The 14,731-nt window shown below is 63.7% G+C and carries 11 protein-coding genes; 8 read left to right on the plus strand and 3 right to left on the minus strand.

From position 1 onward, the window contains the following. Positions 1 to 3: 3 nt before the first annotated feature. The 3 genes from FW796_RS31265 to FW796_RS31275 all read left to right on the plus strand — a co-directional run bounded on the left by FW796_RS31265 (position 4) and on the right by FW796_RS31275 (position 2,251). Entirely contained in the window at positions 4 to 1,395 is a 1,392-nt protein-coding gene (locus FW796_RS31265) for an efflux transporter outer membrane subunit (RefSeq protein WP_446440656.1), read from the plus strand. A 100-nt stretch (positions 1,396 to 1,495) separates the two neighbouring features. After that, a complete protein-coding gene (locus FW796_RS31270) occupies positions 1,496 to 1,795 on the plus strand; it encodes a hypothetical protein (RefSeq protein WP_404937367.1) in 300 nt (99 codons plus the stop codon). A gap of 18 nt (positions 1,796 to 1,813) precedes the next feature. After that, on the plus strand, positions 1,814 to 2,251 hold the full coding sequence (locus FW796_RS31275; protein ID WP_404937368.1) for an SMI1/KNR4 family protein: 438 nt from the start codon (positions 1,814 to 1,816) through the stop codon (positions 2,249 to 2,251). 10 nt (positions 2,252 to 2,261) lie between these two features. Here the strand turns inward: FW796_RS31275 and pvdP are convergent, their stop codons facing one another. Then, a complete protein-coding gene (gene pvdP, locus FW796_RS31280; RefSeq protein ID WP_404937369.1) occupies positions 2,262 to 3,890 on the minus strand; it encodes a pyoverdine maturation tyrosinase PvdP in 1,629 nt (542 codons plus the stop codon). Between the two features lie 207 nt (positions 3,891 to 4,097). On the opposite strand from pvdP, the gene pvdM reads away from it, so the two are divergent. Genes pvdM through pvdO form a run of 3 tightly spaced genes read left to right on the plus strand, consistent with a single transcriptional unit; the run spans position 4,098 to position 7,740 of the window. Further along, positions 4,098 to 5,471 (plus strand): pyoverdine-tailoring dipeptidase-like protein PvdM, encoded by a 1,374-nt coding sequence (gene pvdM / locus FW796_RS31285; protein ID WP_404937370.1) that lies wholly within the window; start codon positions 4,098 to 4,100, stop codon positions 5,469 to 5,471. Positions 5,472 to 5,492: 21 nt separating this feature from the next. After that, positions 5,493 to 6,803, plus strand: coding sequence for a pyoverdine-tailoring periplasmic protein PvdN (pvdN, locus tag FW796_RS31290; protein ID WP_446440657.1), 1,311 nt, complete (start codon positions 5,493 to 5,495; stop codon positions 6,801 to 6,803). A 43-nt stretch (positions 6,804 to 6,846) separates the two neighbouring features. Continuing rightward, on the plus strand, positions 6,847 to 7,740 hold the full coding sequence (gene pvdO / locus FW796_RS31295) for a dihydropyoverdine dehydrogenase (protein WP_446440658.1): 894 nt from the start codon (positions 6,847 to 6,849) through the stop codon (positions 7,738 to 7,740). Positions 7,741 to 7,794: 54 nt separating this feature from the next. Here pvdO and FW796_RS31300 read toward each other — a convergent pair whose 3' ends face one another. Continuing rightward, positions 7,795 to 8,658 (minus strand): formyltransferase family protein, encoded by an 864-nt coding sequence (locus tag FW796_RS31300; RefSeq protein WP_446440659.1) that lies wholly within the window; start codon positions 8,656 to 8,658, stop codon positions 7,795 to 7,797. Positions 8,659 to 8,858: 200 nt separating this feature from the next. On the opposite strand from FW796_RS31300, the gene FW796_RS31305 reads away from it, so the two are divergent. Beyond that, positions 8,859 to 10,511: a cyclic peptide export ABC transporter gene (locus FW796_RS31305; protein ID WP_402886800.1), complete on the plus strand. Its 1,653-nt coding sequence runs from the start codon at positions 8,859 to 8,861 to the stop codon at positions 10,509 to 10,511. 95 nt (positions 10,512 to 10,606) lie between these two features. Continuing rightward, the gene (locus FW796_RS31310; RefSeq protein WP_404937374.1) at positions 10,607 to 13,078 is read left to right on the plus strand and encodes a TonB-dependent siderophore receptor; all 2,472 of its coding nucleotides are present in this window, start codon (positions 10,607 to 10,609) and stop codon (positions 13,076 to 13,078) included. A 275-nt stretch (positions 13,079 to 13,353) separates the two neighbouring features. Here the strand turns inward: FW796_RS31310 and FW796_RS31315 are convergent. Further along, the coding region (locus FW796_RS31315; RefSeq protein ID WP_446440660.1) for a thioesterase domain-containing protein at positions 13,354 to 14,731 on the minus strand (1,378 nt) is incomplete at its 5' end.

Genomic DNA, 14,731 nt, shown 5'->3' on the forward strand with positions numbered 1-14,731 from the left:
CCTATGAAAGCGCACCTGACCCTCCTGGCCGCCAGCATCTTGCTGGCGGCCTGCAGCAGCCCCACGTCGCGCCCGGAAAGTGGCCTGCAAGCACCAGCGTCCTGGCACTCTCCCGCCAACCAGGGCGCCCGGCAGCAAGACCTGCGCTGGTGGACCCGTTTCGGCAGCCCGGAGCTGGATCAACTGATCGTCGAAGCCCGGGCCAGCAGCCACGACCTGGCCGCAGCCATGGCCCGGGTCCGCCAGGCCCAGGCCAGTGCCATCGTGGCCGGGGCGCCGCTGCTGCCCAGCGTCAATGGCACCTTCAACGCCAGCCGCAGAAAACAGCTGCGGGGCAACAACTCCAGCCAGCTCGATTCCAGCAACAACAGCAAAGTCACGAACTCGTTAGACGCGGGCCTGAGCGCCACCTATGAAGTCGACTTCTGGGGCGGCCGCCGCGCCGCCTACGACAGCGCCTTGCTCGGAGTCCAGGCCAGCGAGTTCGATCAGACCACCGTGGAGCTGACCCTGCTCAGCGGCGTGGCCAACAGCTATGCCCAGGCGCTGTCGCTGCGGGAACAGATGCGCATCGCCGAACTCAACCTGGCCAATGCACAGAACGTGCTGCAACTGGTGCAGACCCGCTACGACTCCGGCTCGGCCACCGCCCTGGAACTGGCCCAGCAAAAGAGCCTGGTGGCCGCCCAGCAACGCCAGGTGCCGCTGGTTCGGCAACAGGCTGAAGAAAACCTGATCACCCTTGCTGCCCTGCTAGGCCGGCCGGTGCAGAGCCTGAAACTGAGCGACCAGCCCTTTGCCCAATTGAACTGGCCGACCATCGATGCCGGAGTGCCCAGCGAACTGCTGACCCGCCGTCCCGATATCGCCGGTGCCGAGGCCCGGCTGGCAGCGGCCCAGGCTGACGTCAAGGTGGCGCGAGCGGCAATGCTGCCAACCCTGACCCTGACCGCCAACCTGGGCACGGGCTCCGACAAGCTGGGCGATGTCTTGCGCAACCCCTTCTACAACCTCGCCTCCGGCCTAGTGGCGCCGATCTTCAACAACGGGCGCCTGGGCGCCGAACGGGACAGGGCCACCGCGCGCCAGCAAGAGCTGCTGGAGACTTATCGCGGGGCGATCATCAATGGTTTTGCCGATGTGGAAAAAGCCCTCAATAGCATTCGCGGCCTGGACCAGCAGCGCCAGTGGCAGAGCGAAGAGCTGAACCAGGCGCAGCGCGCCTTCGAGATCGCCCAGAGCCGCTATCAGGCCGGCGCCGAAGACTTACTGACGGTCCTGGAAACCCAGCGCACCCTGTACACCGCCCAGGATCAGAACGTGCAACTGCGGCTGTCGCGCCTGCAATCGAGCATCGCCCTGTACAAAGCCCTGGGTGGCGGCTGGAGCCACTGACACGGCGGGAGTGGCCGGCCCGGCCACTCCTGCGTCCAGCGCAGCGGTCGAGCGTTAAATCGCTTAGAATCCCCTCCCGCCCCACCGCCAACAGAACCCCATGCCCCTCGAAAACGCGCCACGCGATCCACTGGCAGACCTGCTGCCCCTGCTGCGCAAGGTCTACCCCGACGGGCTCGACAGCCGCGACTACAACCGCCTTCTGGTGCTGCTGTACCCGCACTTGTGCGACCGCAATCTGGCGCAGCTGATGGCGCAGCTCACCCACAGGGACGCGGACATCATTCTCAATGAGATCTACGCGGCAGTGACCGGCCAGCCGCCGCCCGCCGCAGAGCTGGAGGCGTTGCAGGACTTACTGGAGCGGCACGGCGCCCGGGCCATCCTGGCGGACGACTGACCGCGCAAGGAGCAAAAAATGAACGTTGAGAACTTCAAGCAACTGCTGAGCGAGCGCAAGCGCAGCCATCCGATCTGGTTCGAACTACCGTCGGACCGCCTTGCCAGCCAAGCCCAGATCCTGGAGGCGCAGCAGGCCTTGGGGCTGCAACTGCCAGCCGATTACGCCTGGTTCCTCAAGGAGTGCGGCGGCGGCTACTTTGCCCTGGGCACGCTCTACTCACTGGACAGCAGCAGCGATTTCCACCTGGTGGAGATCAACCGAGCGCACCCGGCCATCGCCCGCAGTCACCTGCTGTTTTCAGAGAACGGCTGCGGTGACTTCTACGGGTTCAGGATCGATAACCGGCACTGCCTGGCGCCGGTCGAGTTTTTCGACCACAGCTGCGGGCAATGGCAAACCAGCCGATACAGTGGGCTCTTGAGCTTCGTCGCCGAAGTGGCCCTGAGCAACTGAATCCCCCGCCTCACAGCTTCAAGTGCTGGGCATACCAGGGCCGCCGCGGTGCCCGCTTGAGCAGGTCCGGCACCTCTTCGTCGCGGCTCAGGGCGATGCGCAAGGCCAGCTTCATGACTTCCTGATCCATCTCCAGGGACATTTCTCCCGGGGCATTGCCCAGGGGGCCGCAGCCATGGGTCGAGGCCCCCAGCCACGGGTCGTCGATCTCGACCCAGCGCCCGGGAGCGAACCAGGGCACGCCATTGACCTCGCGGCGCAACACTTCGCCGGGGTGGTAGCGCTCGTGGGCCCGGAACCAGTCGTCGATCCGGTCATCGATCCAGCCATGGAATTTCCAGAACATGGGGTGCACGTGGGACGAGAAGGGATCGCCGAGAAAGTCGTTCTGGGGCTGGTACCAGCGCCCGGCGAAGTCCGAGGACAGGCGAGCTTCCATCACTGGCATGCCGTTGGAAGGATCGCGGGCGACATCAGCCCAGCGCATATGCAGCCAGTCGTGCAGGCCCAGCTCGACCTCGGACCCGAACTGGCCCAGGGTCAGGCGACTGAGGTACTCGGGGTCCTGGTACTGCGACTCCCAGACCTGGAAATTGCCATAGAACGCCGCATCGCTTTTCAGCCCGTGCAGCCATTGGGTGAACTCTTCATCGTCGTCGGCCACCCAGGCCGGCGGCACCGAACAGCCGTCATGGTTTTCGTAATAGCGGATAAAGGCCTGCCGGTCCTGCTCAAGACGGGCACAGGGCTGCGGCAACTGGTGCCAGGACACCAGGTCCGGCTGCAACGAGCGGGCGTGCAGCAACATGTGCCGGTGCATGAACAGAAAGTCGATGCCCGAGGCATTGCGATGCTTGCGCCGCCCACGGGCATCACGCTCATGCTTGACCGGGCCCGGCTGCCAGCCGAGCCCTCGCAAACTGTTGCGCTTGTCCTTGGGCAGGGTGTGCCAACGGTCCCGCGAGGCGTGCCAGAGTTGGTGGAACAGGCGGTGCTGCGGCGATACCAGCCACGCCAGCAAAGCGGGACTCAACCCGCTCTGGTCCCGGGCGGCAGGAAAGACCCGCTTGCGCGCTACAAAACGCGCCGCGGATACCGGCGCCAGCGGCGACGCCTGCAACGACTGCAGGCTGCCACTGAGGGTGCCACTACCGGCATTGCCCCAACTGGCCCAGACCTCGTCGAGCACCACCTGACACTCATGACTGGGGGCGCCGGATATCCGGCCACCGGCAAACAGACGCCAGCGCAGCTTGGCGGCATCCACCGACGCCAGGTCGCCCTGCACCAGGAACTCCACCGGGCCATCGCCTCGCAGGCTCTGCGCGCGTCCCAGGACACCGCGCAAGCCGCGCCCGGCGGGGCCGGCATCCAGCAACAACTCACACCCTTTACGAGGCAGGGATTGCGGTCCGTTGGCGTCAAGGAACTCGATATCCCAGATGCCCCGCAGGTGATCGGCAAGGCGCACGCCAGGGTCCAGGGCCACCTCCAGCTTGGCTTCCCCGGGGGTGATCTCCTGCTCTTCCTTGCGACGAACATCCTGACGCAGCAACTCCTTCTGGGTGTAGAACGCCACAGGGATAGCTGCTCCTGTCACCGCCAGACCGGTCAAAAATCCTCTTCTCGAAAACCTCATCGCTCTACCTTTATCCAGTGGCGCGTCACGCATCTAGCTAGAACGTTGGATTTGCAGGGAAATTTACCGGCCAGCGATTCCCGGAACGCTAAATTTGCTCTCGGCCAGCTCGTTTATCGCGGATAGATGTGCACAAAAGGTCGGACCCGGCAGCACTGAACCCCAGGGCCCGACCCCGTCATCAGCCCGCCTGCGACTGGGATAGCAATGATCAAAATATCTGGTAAGAAAACCCTCTATCTGAGCCTGCTGATACTTATCGTCGCCGCCCTCGGTGTCGGTGCCGGCGCGGCCTGGCACTACTACTGGAAGGACCGGGTGTCCTACCCCAACGAGATCGTCAAGCACGCCAACGACCTGCAGGAGCGCATCATTTCCTTCGACAGCCACATCACTGTACCCCTGGATTTCGGCACCGAAGGCAGCGAAGCGGACAAGGACACCTCTCGCCAGTTCGACCTGGTCAAGGCCGGTCGCGGCCGCATGTCCGGGGCCGCCCTGAGCATTCTGGCCTGGCCGGAAATGTGGAACGGCCCCAACGCGCCGCACCGCCCCACCGCTGGCTTCGTCGAGGAAGCCCGCCACCAGCGCGAGACCCGTTACCGGATCATCCAGGGCATGGTGCGTGACTTCCCCAACCAGACCGCGATTGCCTACACCCCCGCCGACCTGCGCCGCATTGCCTCCGAAGGCAAGGTGGCGGTGGTGATCAGCCTGCTCAACGCCTACGCCATGGGCGACGACCTGGACCAGCTGGACCAGTGGACTGCCCGGGGGATGCGCCTGTTCGGCTTCAGCTATGTCGGCAACAACGAATGGGCCGACTCGTCGCGCCCGCTGCCCTTCTTCAATGACACCCGTGACGCCCTTGGCGGTCTCTCGCCCATCGGCAAACAGGCCGTGCAGCGCCTCAATGACCTGGGGGTGGTGATCGACGTCTCGCAGATGTCGAGCAAGGCCCTGGACGACGTTGCGAGCCTGACCCGGGCACCGGTGGTGGCTTCTCACTCCGCCCCCAGGGCGCTGGTGGATATCCCGCGCAACCTCAGCGACCAGGAAATGCAACAGATCAAGGCCACCGGCGGGGTGATCCAGGTCGTGGGCTTCTCCACCTACCTGCGCCCCCTCAGCCAGCCGACCCTGGACAAGCTCAATGCCTTGCGCAAGCGCTTCGACCTCGGGCCGCTGCAAGGCCTGGAGAACGCACTGATGCCCGGCGACGCCGTGATCACCATCTGGCCGGAACAGCGCTTTGGCGAATACGCCAGCTCCCTGTACGGCATCCTCGATGAAGAGCCCAAGGCCAGCCTCAAGGACTATGTCGACGCCATCGATTACACAGTGAAGAAAGTCGGCATCGACCACGTCGGCATCAGCTCCGACTTCAACGAGGGCGGCGGCGTCAATGGCTGGATGAGCGTGGCGGACAACCGCAACGTCACCGCCGAGCTGATCCAGCGTGGCTACAGCGATATCGAGATCGCCAAGCTCTGGGGCGAGAACTATCTGCGCGTCTGGGAACAGGTGCAGAAACTGGCCAAGCCTGCAAAACCCGCCCCTCAACCCGCCATCGCCGGCTAACCCATGACCACGAGCCTTCCTGTGACCAATCGTCGGACATTCCTCAAACAAGCAGGCCTGTTGGCCGCCGCCCTGCCCCTGGGCAACCTCGCCATCAGCCAGGCCCGGGGCGACAGTGCCACGCCGTCGACCGTGGCCGTGAGCACCGCACAATGGACCCAACTGCGCCAATTGTTCGACCTTGACCCGGATTACGTACACCTTTCCAACTTCCTGATCACCTCGCACCCGAGGCCGGTGCGCGAGGCCATCGAAAAGTACCGGGCAGTGCTCGATCGCAACCCGGCCCTGGCCATGGACTACGACACCCAGTACACCTGGCAGCGCGAGGCCCAGGTGCGCGAAAGTGTCGGCCGCTACCTGCAGATCAAGCCCGGCCAGGTGGCCTTGATCGGCAGCACCACAGAAGGCCTGGCCCTGATGTATGGCGGCATCCACGTGCGCCCCGGACAGGAGATCCTGACCACGATTCACGAGCACTACTCGACCCGCAACGCGCTGAAGTACCGCACCCAGCGCGACGGCACCCAGGTGCGCACCATCGAACTGTTCAAGTCGCCCCACCGGATGTCCACCGACGAAGTGCTGGGCAACATCGATCGCAACATCCGCGCCAACACCCGCGTACTGGGCATGACCTGGGTGCAGTCGGGCAGCGGCGTGAAACTGCCGATCGGCGAGATCGGCAAGCTGGTGGACCAGCACAACCGCAATCGCGATGAGCACGAGCGGATTCTCTACTGCGTCGATGGCGTGCACGGGCTGGGGGTGGAGAACATCACCTTCGCCGACCTGAACTGCGACTTCTTCGTCGCCGGCACCCACAAATGGATGTTCGGCCCGCGCGGCACCGGGATCTTCTGCTCGCGCTCGGAACAACTCGAGCACCTGACGCCGATGGTGGCGACCTTCTCCGAAAACCAGAACTTCGCCACCACCATGACCCCCGGTGGCTACCACAGCTTCGAGCACCGCTGGGCCGTGGACCAGGCCTTCGACCTGCACATGCAGCTGGGCAAGGCCAACATCCAGTCGCGAATCCATGAACTCAACAGCTACCTCAAGCAGCGCCTGCAGGAGCACCCAGGCATCGAACTGGTCACGCCCCTGAGCCCGGAGCATTCCGCCGGCTTCACCTTCTTCCGTGGCCAGAACCTGGACACCGATGCCACCGCCGCCTGGCTGATCGAGAACCGTATCCTGGTGGACGCAGTAGACCGTGATGCCGGGCCGGTAGTGCGCATGGCCCCCGGCCTGCTCAACAGCGAGGCGGATATCGACCGGACCATGGACCTGCTGGGCAAACGCCTGCGCAGCAGCAAGACCGCCTGAGCCGTTGGCCCCCTGAACTCACATTGCACAAGGCTATTGACTGATGAAACCCGTCGCCTACTCCTCCCTGGCCGCCCTGGCCGGTTGCCTGATCAGCCTCAACGCCCACGCGGTAGAACCTCCCAAGCCCGGCAGCGTGTTCAAGGACTGCAAGAACTGCCCGGAAATGGTAGTCCTGCCTGCCGGCAGCTTTGTCATGGGCACCCCGGAAGACGAAGTGGGCCGCGAGCCCGATGAAGGCCCGCAGCACACCGTGACCTTCAAGAAAGCCTTCGCCATGAGCCGTTTCCACGTGACCGCCGCCGAGCTTGACGCCTACATCCGCGAAACCGGCACTGTGATCAAGGACGGCGACGACCGCCCCGGCCGCCTGTGCCAGGCCAGCAAGCCACGCTATGAACAGGGGCCGCGCCAGCCGGCGGTCTGCGTCGACTACGCCGACGTGCAGGCCTATACCCAGTGGCTGTCGAAGAAAACCGGCAAGCACTACCGCATGGTCAGCGAGGCGGAACGCGAATATGCCGCACGCGCCGGCAGCACCGGCTCCTTCCCCTTCCCTTTCGATGAGGAAGGCCAGTACCAGATCACCCAGCACGCCAACACCTACGGCCCCAAGGACGGCTTCAGCTTCACCGCCCCGGTGGGCAGCTATCCGCCCAATGCCTTCGGCATGTACGACATGCACGGCAATACCTATGAGTGGGTCGCCGATTGCTGGCACCCGGACTATGCAGGCGCGCCTGCCGATGGCCGGGCATGGATGGAAGAGTCGGAAGGGGTGTGCCTGGACGCCCAGATCCGCGGCAACGACTGGGGCGAGGCACCGGTATTCTCGCGTTCGGGCAACCGCAACAGCCGCAAGCGCGAAGTGCGCGGCGACTGGCTGAGCTTCCGAGTCGTGCGTGAGCTGGAACAGCCCGGCGCCAGCCACAAGTAGACACCCCGATGAACAGCGGCCCGGCGCAACAACCGCACCGGGCCACTGACAGTATCAGGCGACGTCCCGGGACTTGCCGGCCTGAGCCTGACGAAGATTCTCCAGCATCAGCCACAGGCCCTGGCGCAAGGCCGGGAACAGGCTGTTGTTGAAGTTGTTCCAGCGCAGTTCGAGGATGGTGTCCTCGGGGCCGATTTCGGTGTTGAGCACGTCATGCAGCACCTCGCCGGAGTCGATACCGTTGTCCACGTAGTGGAACGACGCCCCGGTCAGGTATAACGGCTCGGTCGGCTCGGTTTCCTTCGTCGCCCAATCCACTACTTTCTGCCCACGGGCGCCGTACAGGGCATTCCAGGTGGCATAGGCTCCGCGACGCTCATAGGGCGACTCGATGCGGGTGATGCCCGGGTGGATGTTCATGATCCGCCGGGCGAAAGGCGCTCCCGGGCGTACCAGCTCATCGAGGATCACCAGCAGGCCGTCGAGCACCACGATATCGGCTTTGAGTTCCACCAGAGTGTCGTGCAGGCGGCGTTCGAAATCCTGCTTGCCGGCGATGTGTTCGGCACTGCCGCGGGGATGGCGACGATAGGTGGACGGCACGCTCAGCAGCAAGTCGTTGACCCGCTTGCCCTGCACTTCCAGGTCCGCCGGGTACAGCCACTGGCGGCCCGGCTGGTAGGCAAAGCCGTAGTCGCTGACCAGCTGCTGGTCCCGTGGCGACTGCTCGTCATCGTCGTAGACCACGCCCACCAGTTCGTAGGCCTCGCCCAGGGGCGTCTGGTTCAGCGTCTGAACCAGAAATTCCAGCACCGATTTCATATAGCGCTCGTGGTCCTTGTAGGCCACCGGCTGCCCGGCCTTGTCGGCGGCGGCATTTCGCAGGGACCAGACATACACCAGATTCTTCTTTGTCATTTGCTCGCTCTCGCTCAATGGTTCAGGCACTGCGTCGATACACGTGCGCCCACAGAACAAGAACGAACCACAGGCAGGGCAATTTATCCGCAGTGCCCGCGAGGCTGGCATGCCGAGCTAAATACTGGCGTCGGCGCTTCGTTTGTCAGGGGTAAGGGTCTGCGTGCTACGACCCTCTATCCACTCTCTGGGAAGTACTTATGACCGACCCCAAGCGCGGCGCCTTCAACGGTCTGCTCGCATTGCTCAGGCCCTTTCGCACCATCGTGGTGATCTCCGTTGCCCTGGGCATGGCCGGCGGCCTGGCCATCACCCTGTTGCTGGCCACCATCAACAACGCCCTGCACTCGGCGACCGGCATGACCCAGGGCGTGGTCCTGACCTTCGCCGCCCTGTGCGTGCTGGCCCTGATCAGTTCCATCGTCTCGGACATCGGCACCAACTATGTGGGACAACGGATCATTGCTGCGCTGCGCAAGGACCTGGGTGAAAAAGTACTTTCGGCGCCCATCACCCAGATCGAGCGCTATCGCTCCCACCGCCTGATCCCGGTGCTGACCCACGACGTCGACACCATCAGCGACTTCTCTTTCGCCTTCACTCCCCTGGCCATCGCCACTACCGTCACCCTGGGTTGCCTGGGCTACCTGGCGTACCTCTCGGTGCCGATGTTCCTGATGATGGTGGTGGCCATCATCATCGGCACCAGTGTGCAGTTGGTGGCCGGCGGCAAGGGCATCAAGGGCTTCGATGAAGCTCGCGACCATGAGGACGAGCTGCAGCGCTACTACAACGCGATCGCCTCCGGTGCCAAGGAACTGCGTATCCACCGGCCCCGGCGCTTTCGCATGAACACCCAGCGCATCCAGAGAACCGCGGATCGCATCAGCGATATCCAGGTGCGTTCGGTGAACATCTACATCCTGGCCAAGAGCTTCGGCTCGATGCTGTTCTTCGTGGTCATCGGCCTGGCCCTGGCCATGCAGGCCTACTACCCGAACCCGGACCCCGCGGTGATCACCGGCTTCGTGCTGGTGCTGCTGTACATGAAGGGCCCCCTGGAGCACGTGGTCGGCTACCTGCCCATCGTCGGCAAGGCAAAGATCGCCTTCGCCCGGATCAGCGAACTGTCCGAACGCTTCTCCTCTCCCGAGCCGCATCTGCTGATGGACGACAGCGAAGCGCCGCAAGCGGTGGTGCACAGCCTGGAACTGCGCGAAGTGCGCTACAGCCCACCACCGGTAGAAGGCAGCGAACCGTTCCATCTGGGCCCGATCAACCTGAACATCAAGCAGGGCGACATCGTCTTCATCGTCGGCGAGAACGGCTGCGGCAAGACCACCCTGATCAAACTGTTGCTGGGCCTGTACCAGCCTCAGTCCGGGGAAATCCGTCTCAACGGCGAAGCAGTGACCGACCGGGCCCGGGATGACTACCGGCAGTTGTTCACCACGGTATTTGCCGACTACTACCTGTTCGACGACCTGGTCCAGGGCAACGCCGGCAAGTCGCTGGATGTCGCCACCCAGTACCTGAACCGCCTGGAAATTGCCCACAAGGTCAGCGTCAAGGATGGCGCCTTCACCACCACCGACCTGTCCACCGGCCAGCGCAAGCGCCTGGCCCTGGTCAATGCCTGGCTGGAAGAACGCCCGGTGCTGGTATTCGACGAATGGGCCGCCGACCAGGACCCGGCCTTCCGGCGGATTTTCTACACCGAGCTGCTGCCCGATCTCAAACGCCTGGGCAAGACCATCATCGTGATCAGCCACGACGATCGCTACTTCGACATTGCCGATCAGTTGGTGCGCATGAAGGCCGGACGAGTCCTGACTGAACTGCAACCGGCGTGATTGTTTCCGGTTTATGGCAGCTGATGCGTCATACAGACAGAACTGAGAATTAATACCATTAACAGTCATTACATCTGCCGGATTTATAAGAGCATATGAGCATGCCCGCACAACACCGACTGACCCCTTTGACGAAAGCGCTGCTTCGCCAGGCGTTCTCGCCAAAACTGGCTTCCCGCGCCCTGGGCCTGGCCCTGACCCTGCCACTGATGGCTCAGGTCCAGGCCCAGGAAATCCATTTCAACATCGTCTCGCAGTCCATGTCTGCGGCCCTGCAGGAGTTCGGGCGCCAGGCCAATATGCAGGTGCTCTACAACCCTGACGATGTGCAAGGCAAGCGCAGCAACGCCCTCAGCGGCAGCTATTCGCCGGAGCGGGCCATCGCGGCCATGCTCAATGGCACCGGGGTGGCCTACACCCTCAAGGACAACTCGGTCACCATCCGCAACCATGGTGGCAACGGCTCGCTGGAACTGGGGACCAGCACCATCAGCGGCCAGGGCCTGGGCACCACCACCGAGGACACCGGCTCCTACACCACCGGGGCCATGCAGACCGCCAGCAAGCTGTCGCTGACGGCCCGGGAAACCCCGCAGTCGGTCACGGTCATCACCCGCCAGCGCATGGACGACCAGAACATGAAATCCCTGGAGGATGTGCTCAAGGCTACCCCCGGCATTTCCATCACCAAGGACGGTCCGCAGCGGCCGACCTTCTATTCCCGTGGCTTTGCCGTCGAAAACCTGATGACCGATGGCTTGCCCAACGATTTGTCCCACTACCTGAGCCGGGACATGAACTCCTCGGCTGACATGGCGATCTTCGACCATGTGGAAGTGGTGCGTGGCGCCACCGGGATGATGCAGGGCGCGGGTAACCCGTCGGCAGCGATCAACATGGTGCGCAAGCGCCCGACCGCCACCCCGCGGGTCACCGTCACCGGCAGTGCCGGCAGCTGGGACAACTACCGTACCGAGATCGACGCCTCCAACGCCCTCAACGAAAGTGGCACCCTACGAGGCCGGGTGGTCACCGCCTACCAGAGCAAGGACAGCTTCCAGGACTTCGTCAGTTCCGAACGTTCGGTGTTCTATGGCATTACCGAAGCCGACCTGAACGAAGACACCACCTTCACTTTTGGCGCCTCCAACCAGAGCGGCAGAAACAACACTTCCTGGGGTGGCCTGCCGGTTGCCGCCGACGGCAGCGACCTGCACCTGAAGCGTTCTAGCTACCTGGGCAGCAAGTGGGAGTACTGGGATCAGAACAACACCACAGCGTTCAGCCGCCTGGAATACCGTTTCGCCAATAGCTGGAAAATGCTCCTGTCCGCCAGCAAGAGCTGGTCGGACCTGAACATGCTCGGCTCCATTCCGGAACGCATGGGCGCCAACTACGATGAGTTCGGCCAGAATATCGGTCGCTACGACTACGAAGACCAGCAAAACAGCTACGACGGCTACGTCACCGGTCCCTTCTCCCTGTTCGGGCGTACCCATGAACTGGTGGTGGGCGCCAGCCGGCGCGACCTGACGTTCAAAGGCAAGGGCCTGCCCATCGACCTTGAGACCCACACCAACATCTACAAACCCAGCGGCATTCCCAAACCGGACATGAGTGCCAACCCCTGGACCCAACGCCGTACTAGCCAGCTGGAAGGTACCTACATCACCACTCGGCTGAGCATCACCGATGACCTGAAGCTGATCCTTGGCGGCCGCCTGGACTGGTACGACTACGACGTGACCACCACCTGGAACGGCAAGCCTTCGGCCTCCAGCCTGCCGAACAAAGTGACACGCCACCTGACCCGCTATGCCGGAGCCATCTATGACCTGGACCAGCACCACTCGGTCTATGTCAGCTACACCGATATCTTCAAGCCGCAGACCGAGCTCGACGCGTCCAACAGCGCCCTCAAGCCCATCGAAGGCAAGAACTACGAACTGGGCATCAAGGGCGAGTACTTCGACGGCAGCCTGAATGCCAGCGCGGCGATCTTCCGCATCGACCAGGAAAACCGCGCCAAGGCACTCCACCCCGACCTGTGCAGCCCCGGCACCGCCTGCTACGAAGCCGCAGGCCAGGTGCGCAGCGAAGGTATCGAGCTGGAAATCAACGGCACCCTGGCCCCGGGCTGGGAACTGGGGGCGGGCTACACCTATGCCTCGGTCAAGTACACCAAGGACTCCAATGAAGCCAACGTCGGCCGCCTGTTCGACACCGACATCCCGCGCAGCGTGTTCAAGGCCTTCACCACCTACCAACTGCCCGGCGACCTGAACCGCTGGACCATTGGTGGCGGGATCTATGGCCAGAACACCATCTACAACAAGGGCACCAACAACTACCTGAGCACCTTCGACTACCGCATCGAACAGAAGTCCTATGCCCTGGTGGACCTGATGACCAGCTACAAGGCCTCGGAGAATGTGAACATTCGCCTCAACGTCAACAACCTGTTCGACAAGCGCTACTACCAGAGCATCGGCACCAACACCGACTACGGCACCAGCCTCTACGGCGACCCGCGCAACGCCATGGTCACAGTCAGCTGGTCTCTGTGAAACACCCCCTCCCCCTGTAGGAGCCGGCTTTCCGGCGAGGGCGCCCTTAAGACTGGCGCACCTTCGCTGGCAAGCCAGCTCCTACAACGCGATGAATTCCCCACCCGTCCCACCTACGCCCCCGTAGGAGCCGGCTTGCCGGCGAAAGCGCCCTCCAGGCCTGCGCACATTCGCTGGCAAGCCAGCGCCTACAGAGCGATGGCGGGCCGTTGATTTGCTTATGGCGCAAACGACAAAGGCCTGGACCGTTGCCGGCCCAGGCCTTTGCTGACCACTCAGTTCAAGCAGATCGACAACTGCTCTCTGAAGCTTTCCAGCAAGGCAGTGCTGTCCACCATGGCTTCATGGCGGACCTCGATATGGCGTGAAGCGGCGATCTCACCACCCTGCACCTCGCAACCCATGGCCTGCTCCAGGACCTGGATCTGCTCCGGAGTGTAGTCACTGGACCACCATAGCCGTGGCGCAACCCGCAGGGGGCGATAGGCATAGGCCGCAGACAAGGCGCTCAAGTCATTGAACACAGCGCTGACCAGCGAGGCGTCGAACTCGGCCTTGAACAGCCCCACCACCCGATCCAGCTCGCCGGGAGCCAGGGGGATATTGCCGGCCACCCAGCCATGGATGCTCTGCCAGTCGAGCTCGGCTTCGCGCGTCAAGCGGCTCTCGATCATCCCTGCACTGCCCGGGAACTGCTGGCAGAGCTTGTCGATGATCGCCCGCCACTCGGACTCGGCTGTCACGGTGACCGGCGCCTCCTGCCTTTGAACCAGGTCATCCCCGGTGCCCTGGGGCGGCGTCGGGTCGAGCAGGCCGAGGAAGCGTACCGTCTCTCCTGCCGCCTCCAGTTCGCTGGCCACGTCCATGGCAATGGACCCGCCCAGGGACCAGCCCGCCAGATAGTAGGGACCGCTCGGCTGTACCTGACGGATGCTGGCGACATAGCGCTCGATCATCGCCAGCCATGAAACCTCGCTCCAGTCGGCTTGCAGATAGGCCTGGTGCAGCACGCCATACACCGCACAACGGTCGCGCAACTGCGCCGCCAACGGCAGGTAGCCATACACGCTGCCCCCCGCCGGGTGGAAGCAGAACAGCGGCTGGCCGGAGCCGCCCAGGGCGATGACGTTCTGTGCACTGTCGGCCTGACCGGCTGCGATCACGCCAGCCAGTTGCCCCACGGTCGGCGCCGTGAACAGGGCATTGATGCTCAGTTGCACAGCCAGTGCCTGGTTGATGGCGCCGATCAGGCGCAATGCATCCAGGGAGTGCCCACCCAGCTCGAAGAAGTTGTCGTCCAGGCCCACCTGATCTACGCCCAGCACCTGGCTCCAGAGGGCGGCGACCTGCTGTTCCAGTTCGCTCTGTGGAGCGTTGTAGGCCTGCTGCAACTGGCTGGCGTCGGCCTTGGGCAGGGCTTTGCGGTCCAGCTTGCCATTGGGGCTCAGCGGCAACGCTTCGAGGAACAGCAGGTGCGCCGGCAGCATGTAGTCCGGCAGCACCTCCTTGAGGGCCGCTTTCAATTGCTCGCGCAATTGCGCCTGGGCCTCTGGCGTATCGGCCGCCACCTGCGCGGCTGGCACCACATAAGCCACCAGCTGCGGCCCGCTCGCGCCGTCCTGGGCCAGCACAATCGCCTCGCGTACTTGCGTC

The organism is Pseudomonas sp. 910_21 (assembly GCF_052850735.1).

What these genes read in the sequence shown, in the direction of transcription:
- FW796_RS31265 (WP_446440656.1), top strand. Translation starts at nt 4, where the DNA reads ATGAAAGCGCACCTGACCCTCCTGGCCGCCAGCATCTTGCTGGCGGCC.
- FW796_RS31270 (WP_404937367.1), top strand. Translation starts at nt 1,496, where the DNA reads ATGCCCCTCGAAAACGCGCCACGCGATCCACTGGCAGACCTGCTGCCC.
- FW796_RS31275 (WP_404937368.1), top strand. Translation starts at nt 1,814, where the DNA reads ATGAACGTTGAGAACTTCAAGCAACTGCTGAGCGAGCGCAAGCGCAGC.
- pvdP (WP_404937369.1), bottom strand. Translation starts at nt 3,890, where the DNA reads ATGAGGTTTTCGAGAAGAGGATTTTTGACCGGTCTGGCGGTGACAGGA.
- pvdM (WP_404937370.1), top strand. Translation starts at nt 4,098, where the DNA reads ATGATCAAAATATCTGGTAAGAAAACCCTCTATCTGAGCCTGCTGATA.
- pvdO (WP_446440658.1), top strand. Translation starts at nt 6,847, where the DNA reads ATGAAACCCGTCGCCTACTCCTCCCTGGCCGCCCTGGCCGGTTGCCTG.
- FW796_RS31300 (WP_446440659.1), bottom strand. Translation starts at nt 8,658, where the DNA reads ATGACAAAGAAGAATCTGGTGTATGTCTGGTCCCTGCGAAATGCCGCC.
- FW796_RS31305 (WP_402886800.1), top strand. Translation starts at nt 8,859, where the DNA reads ATGACCGACCCCAAGCGCGGCGCCTTCAACGGTCTGCTCGCATTGCTC.
- FW796_RS31310 (WP_404937374.1), top strand. Translation starts at nt 10,607, where the DNA reads ATGAGCATGCCCGCACAACACCGACTGACCCCTTTGACGAAAGCGCTG.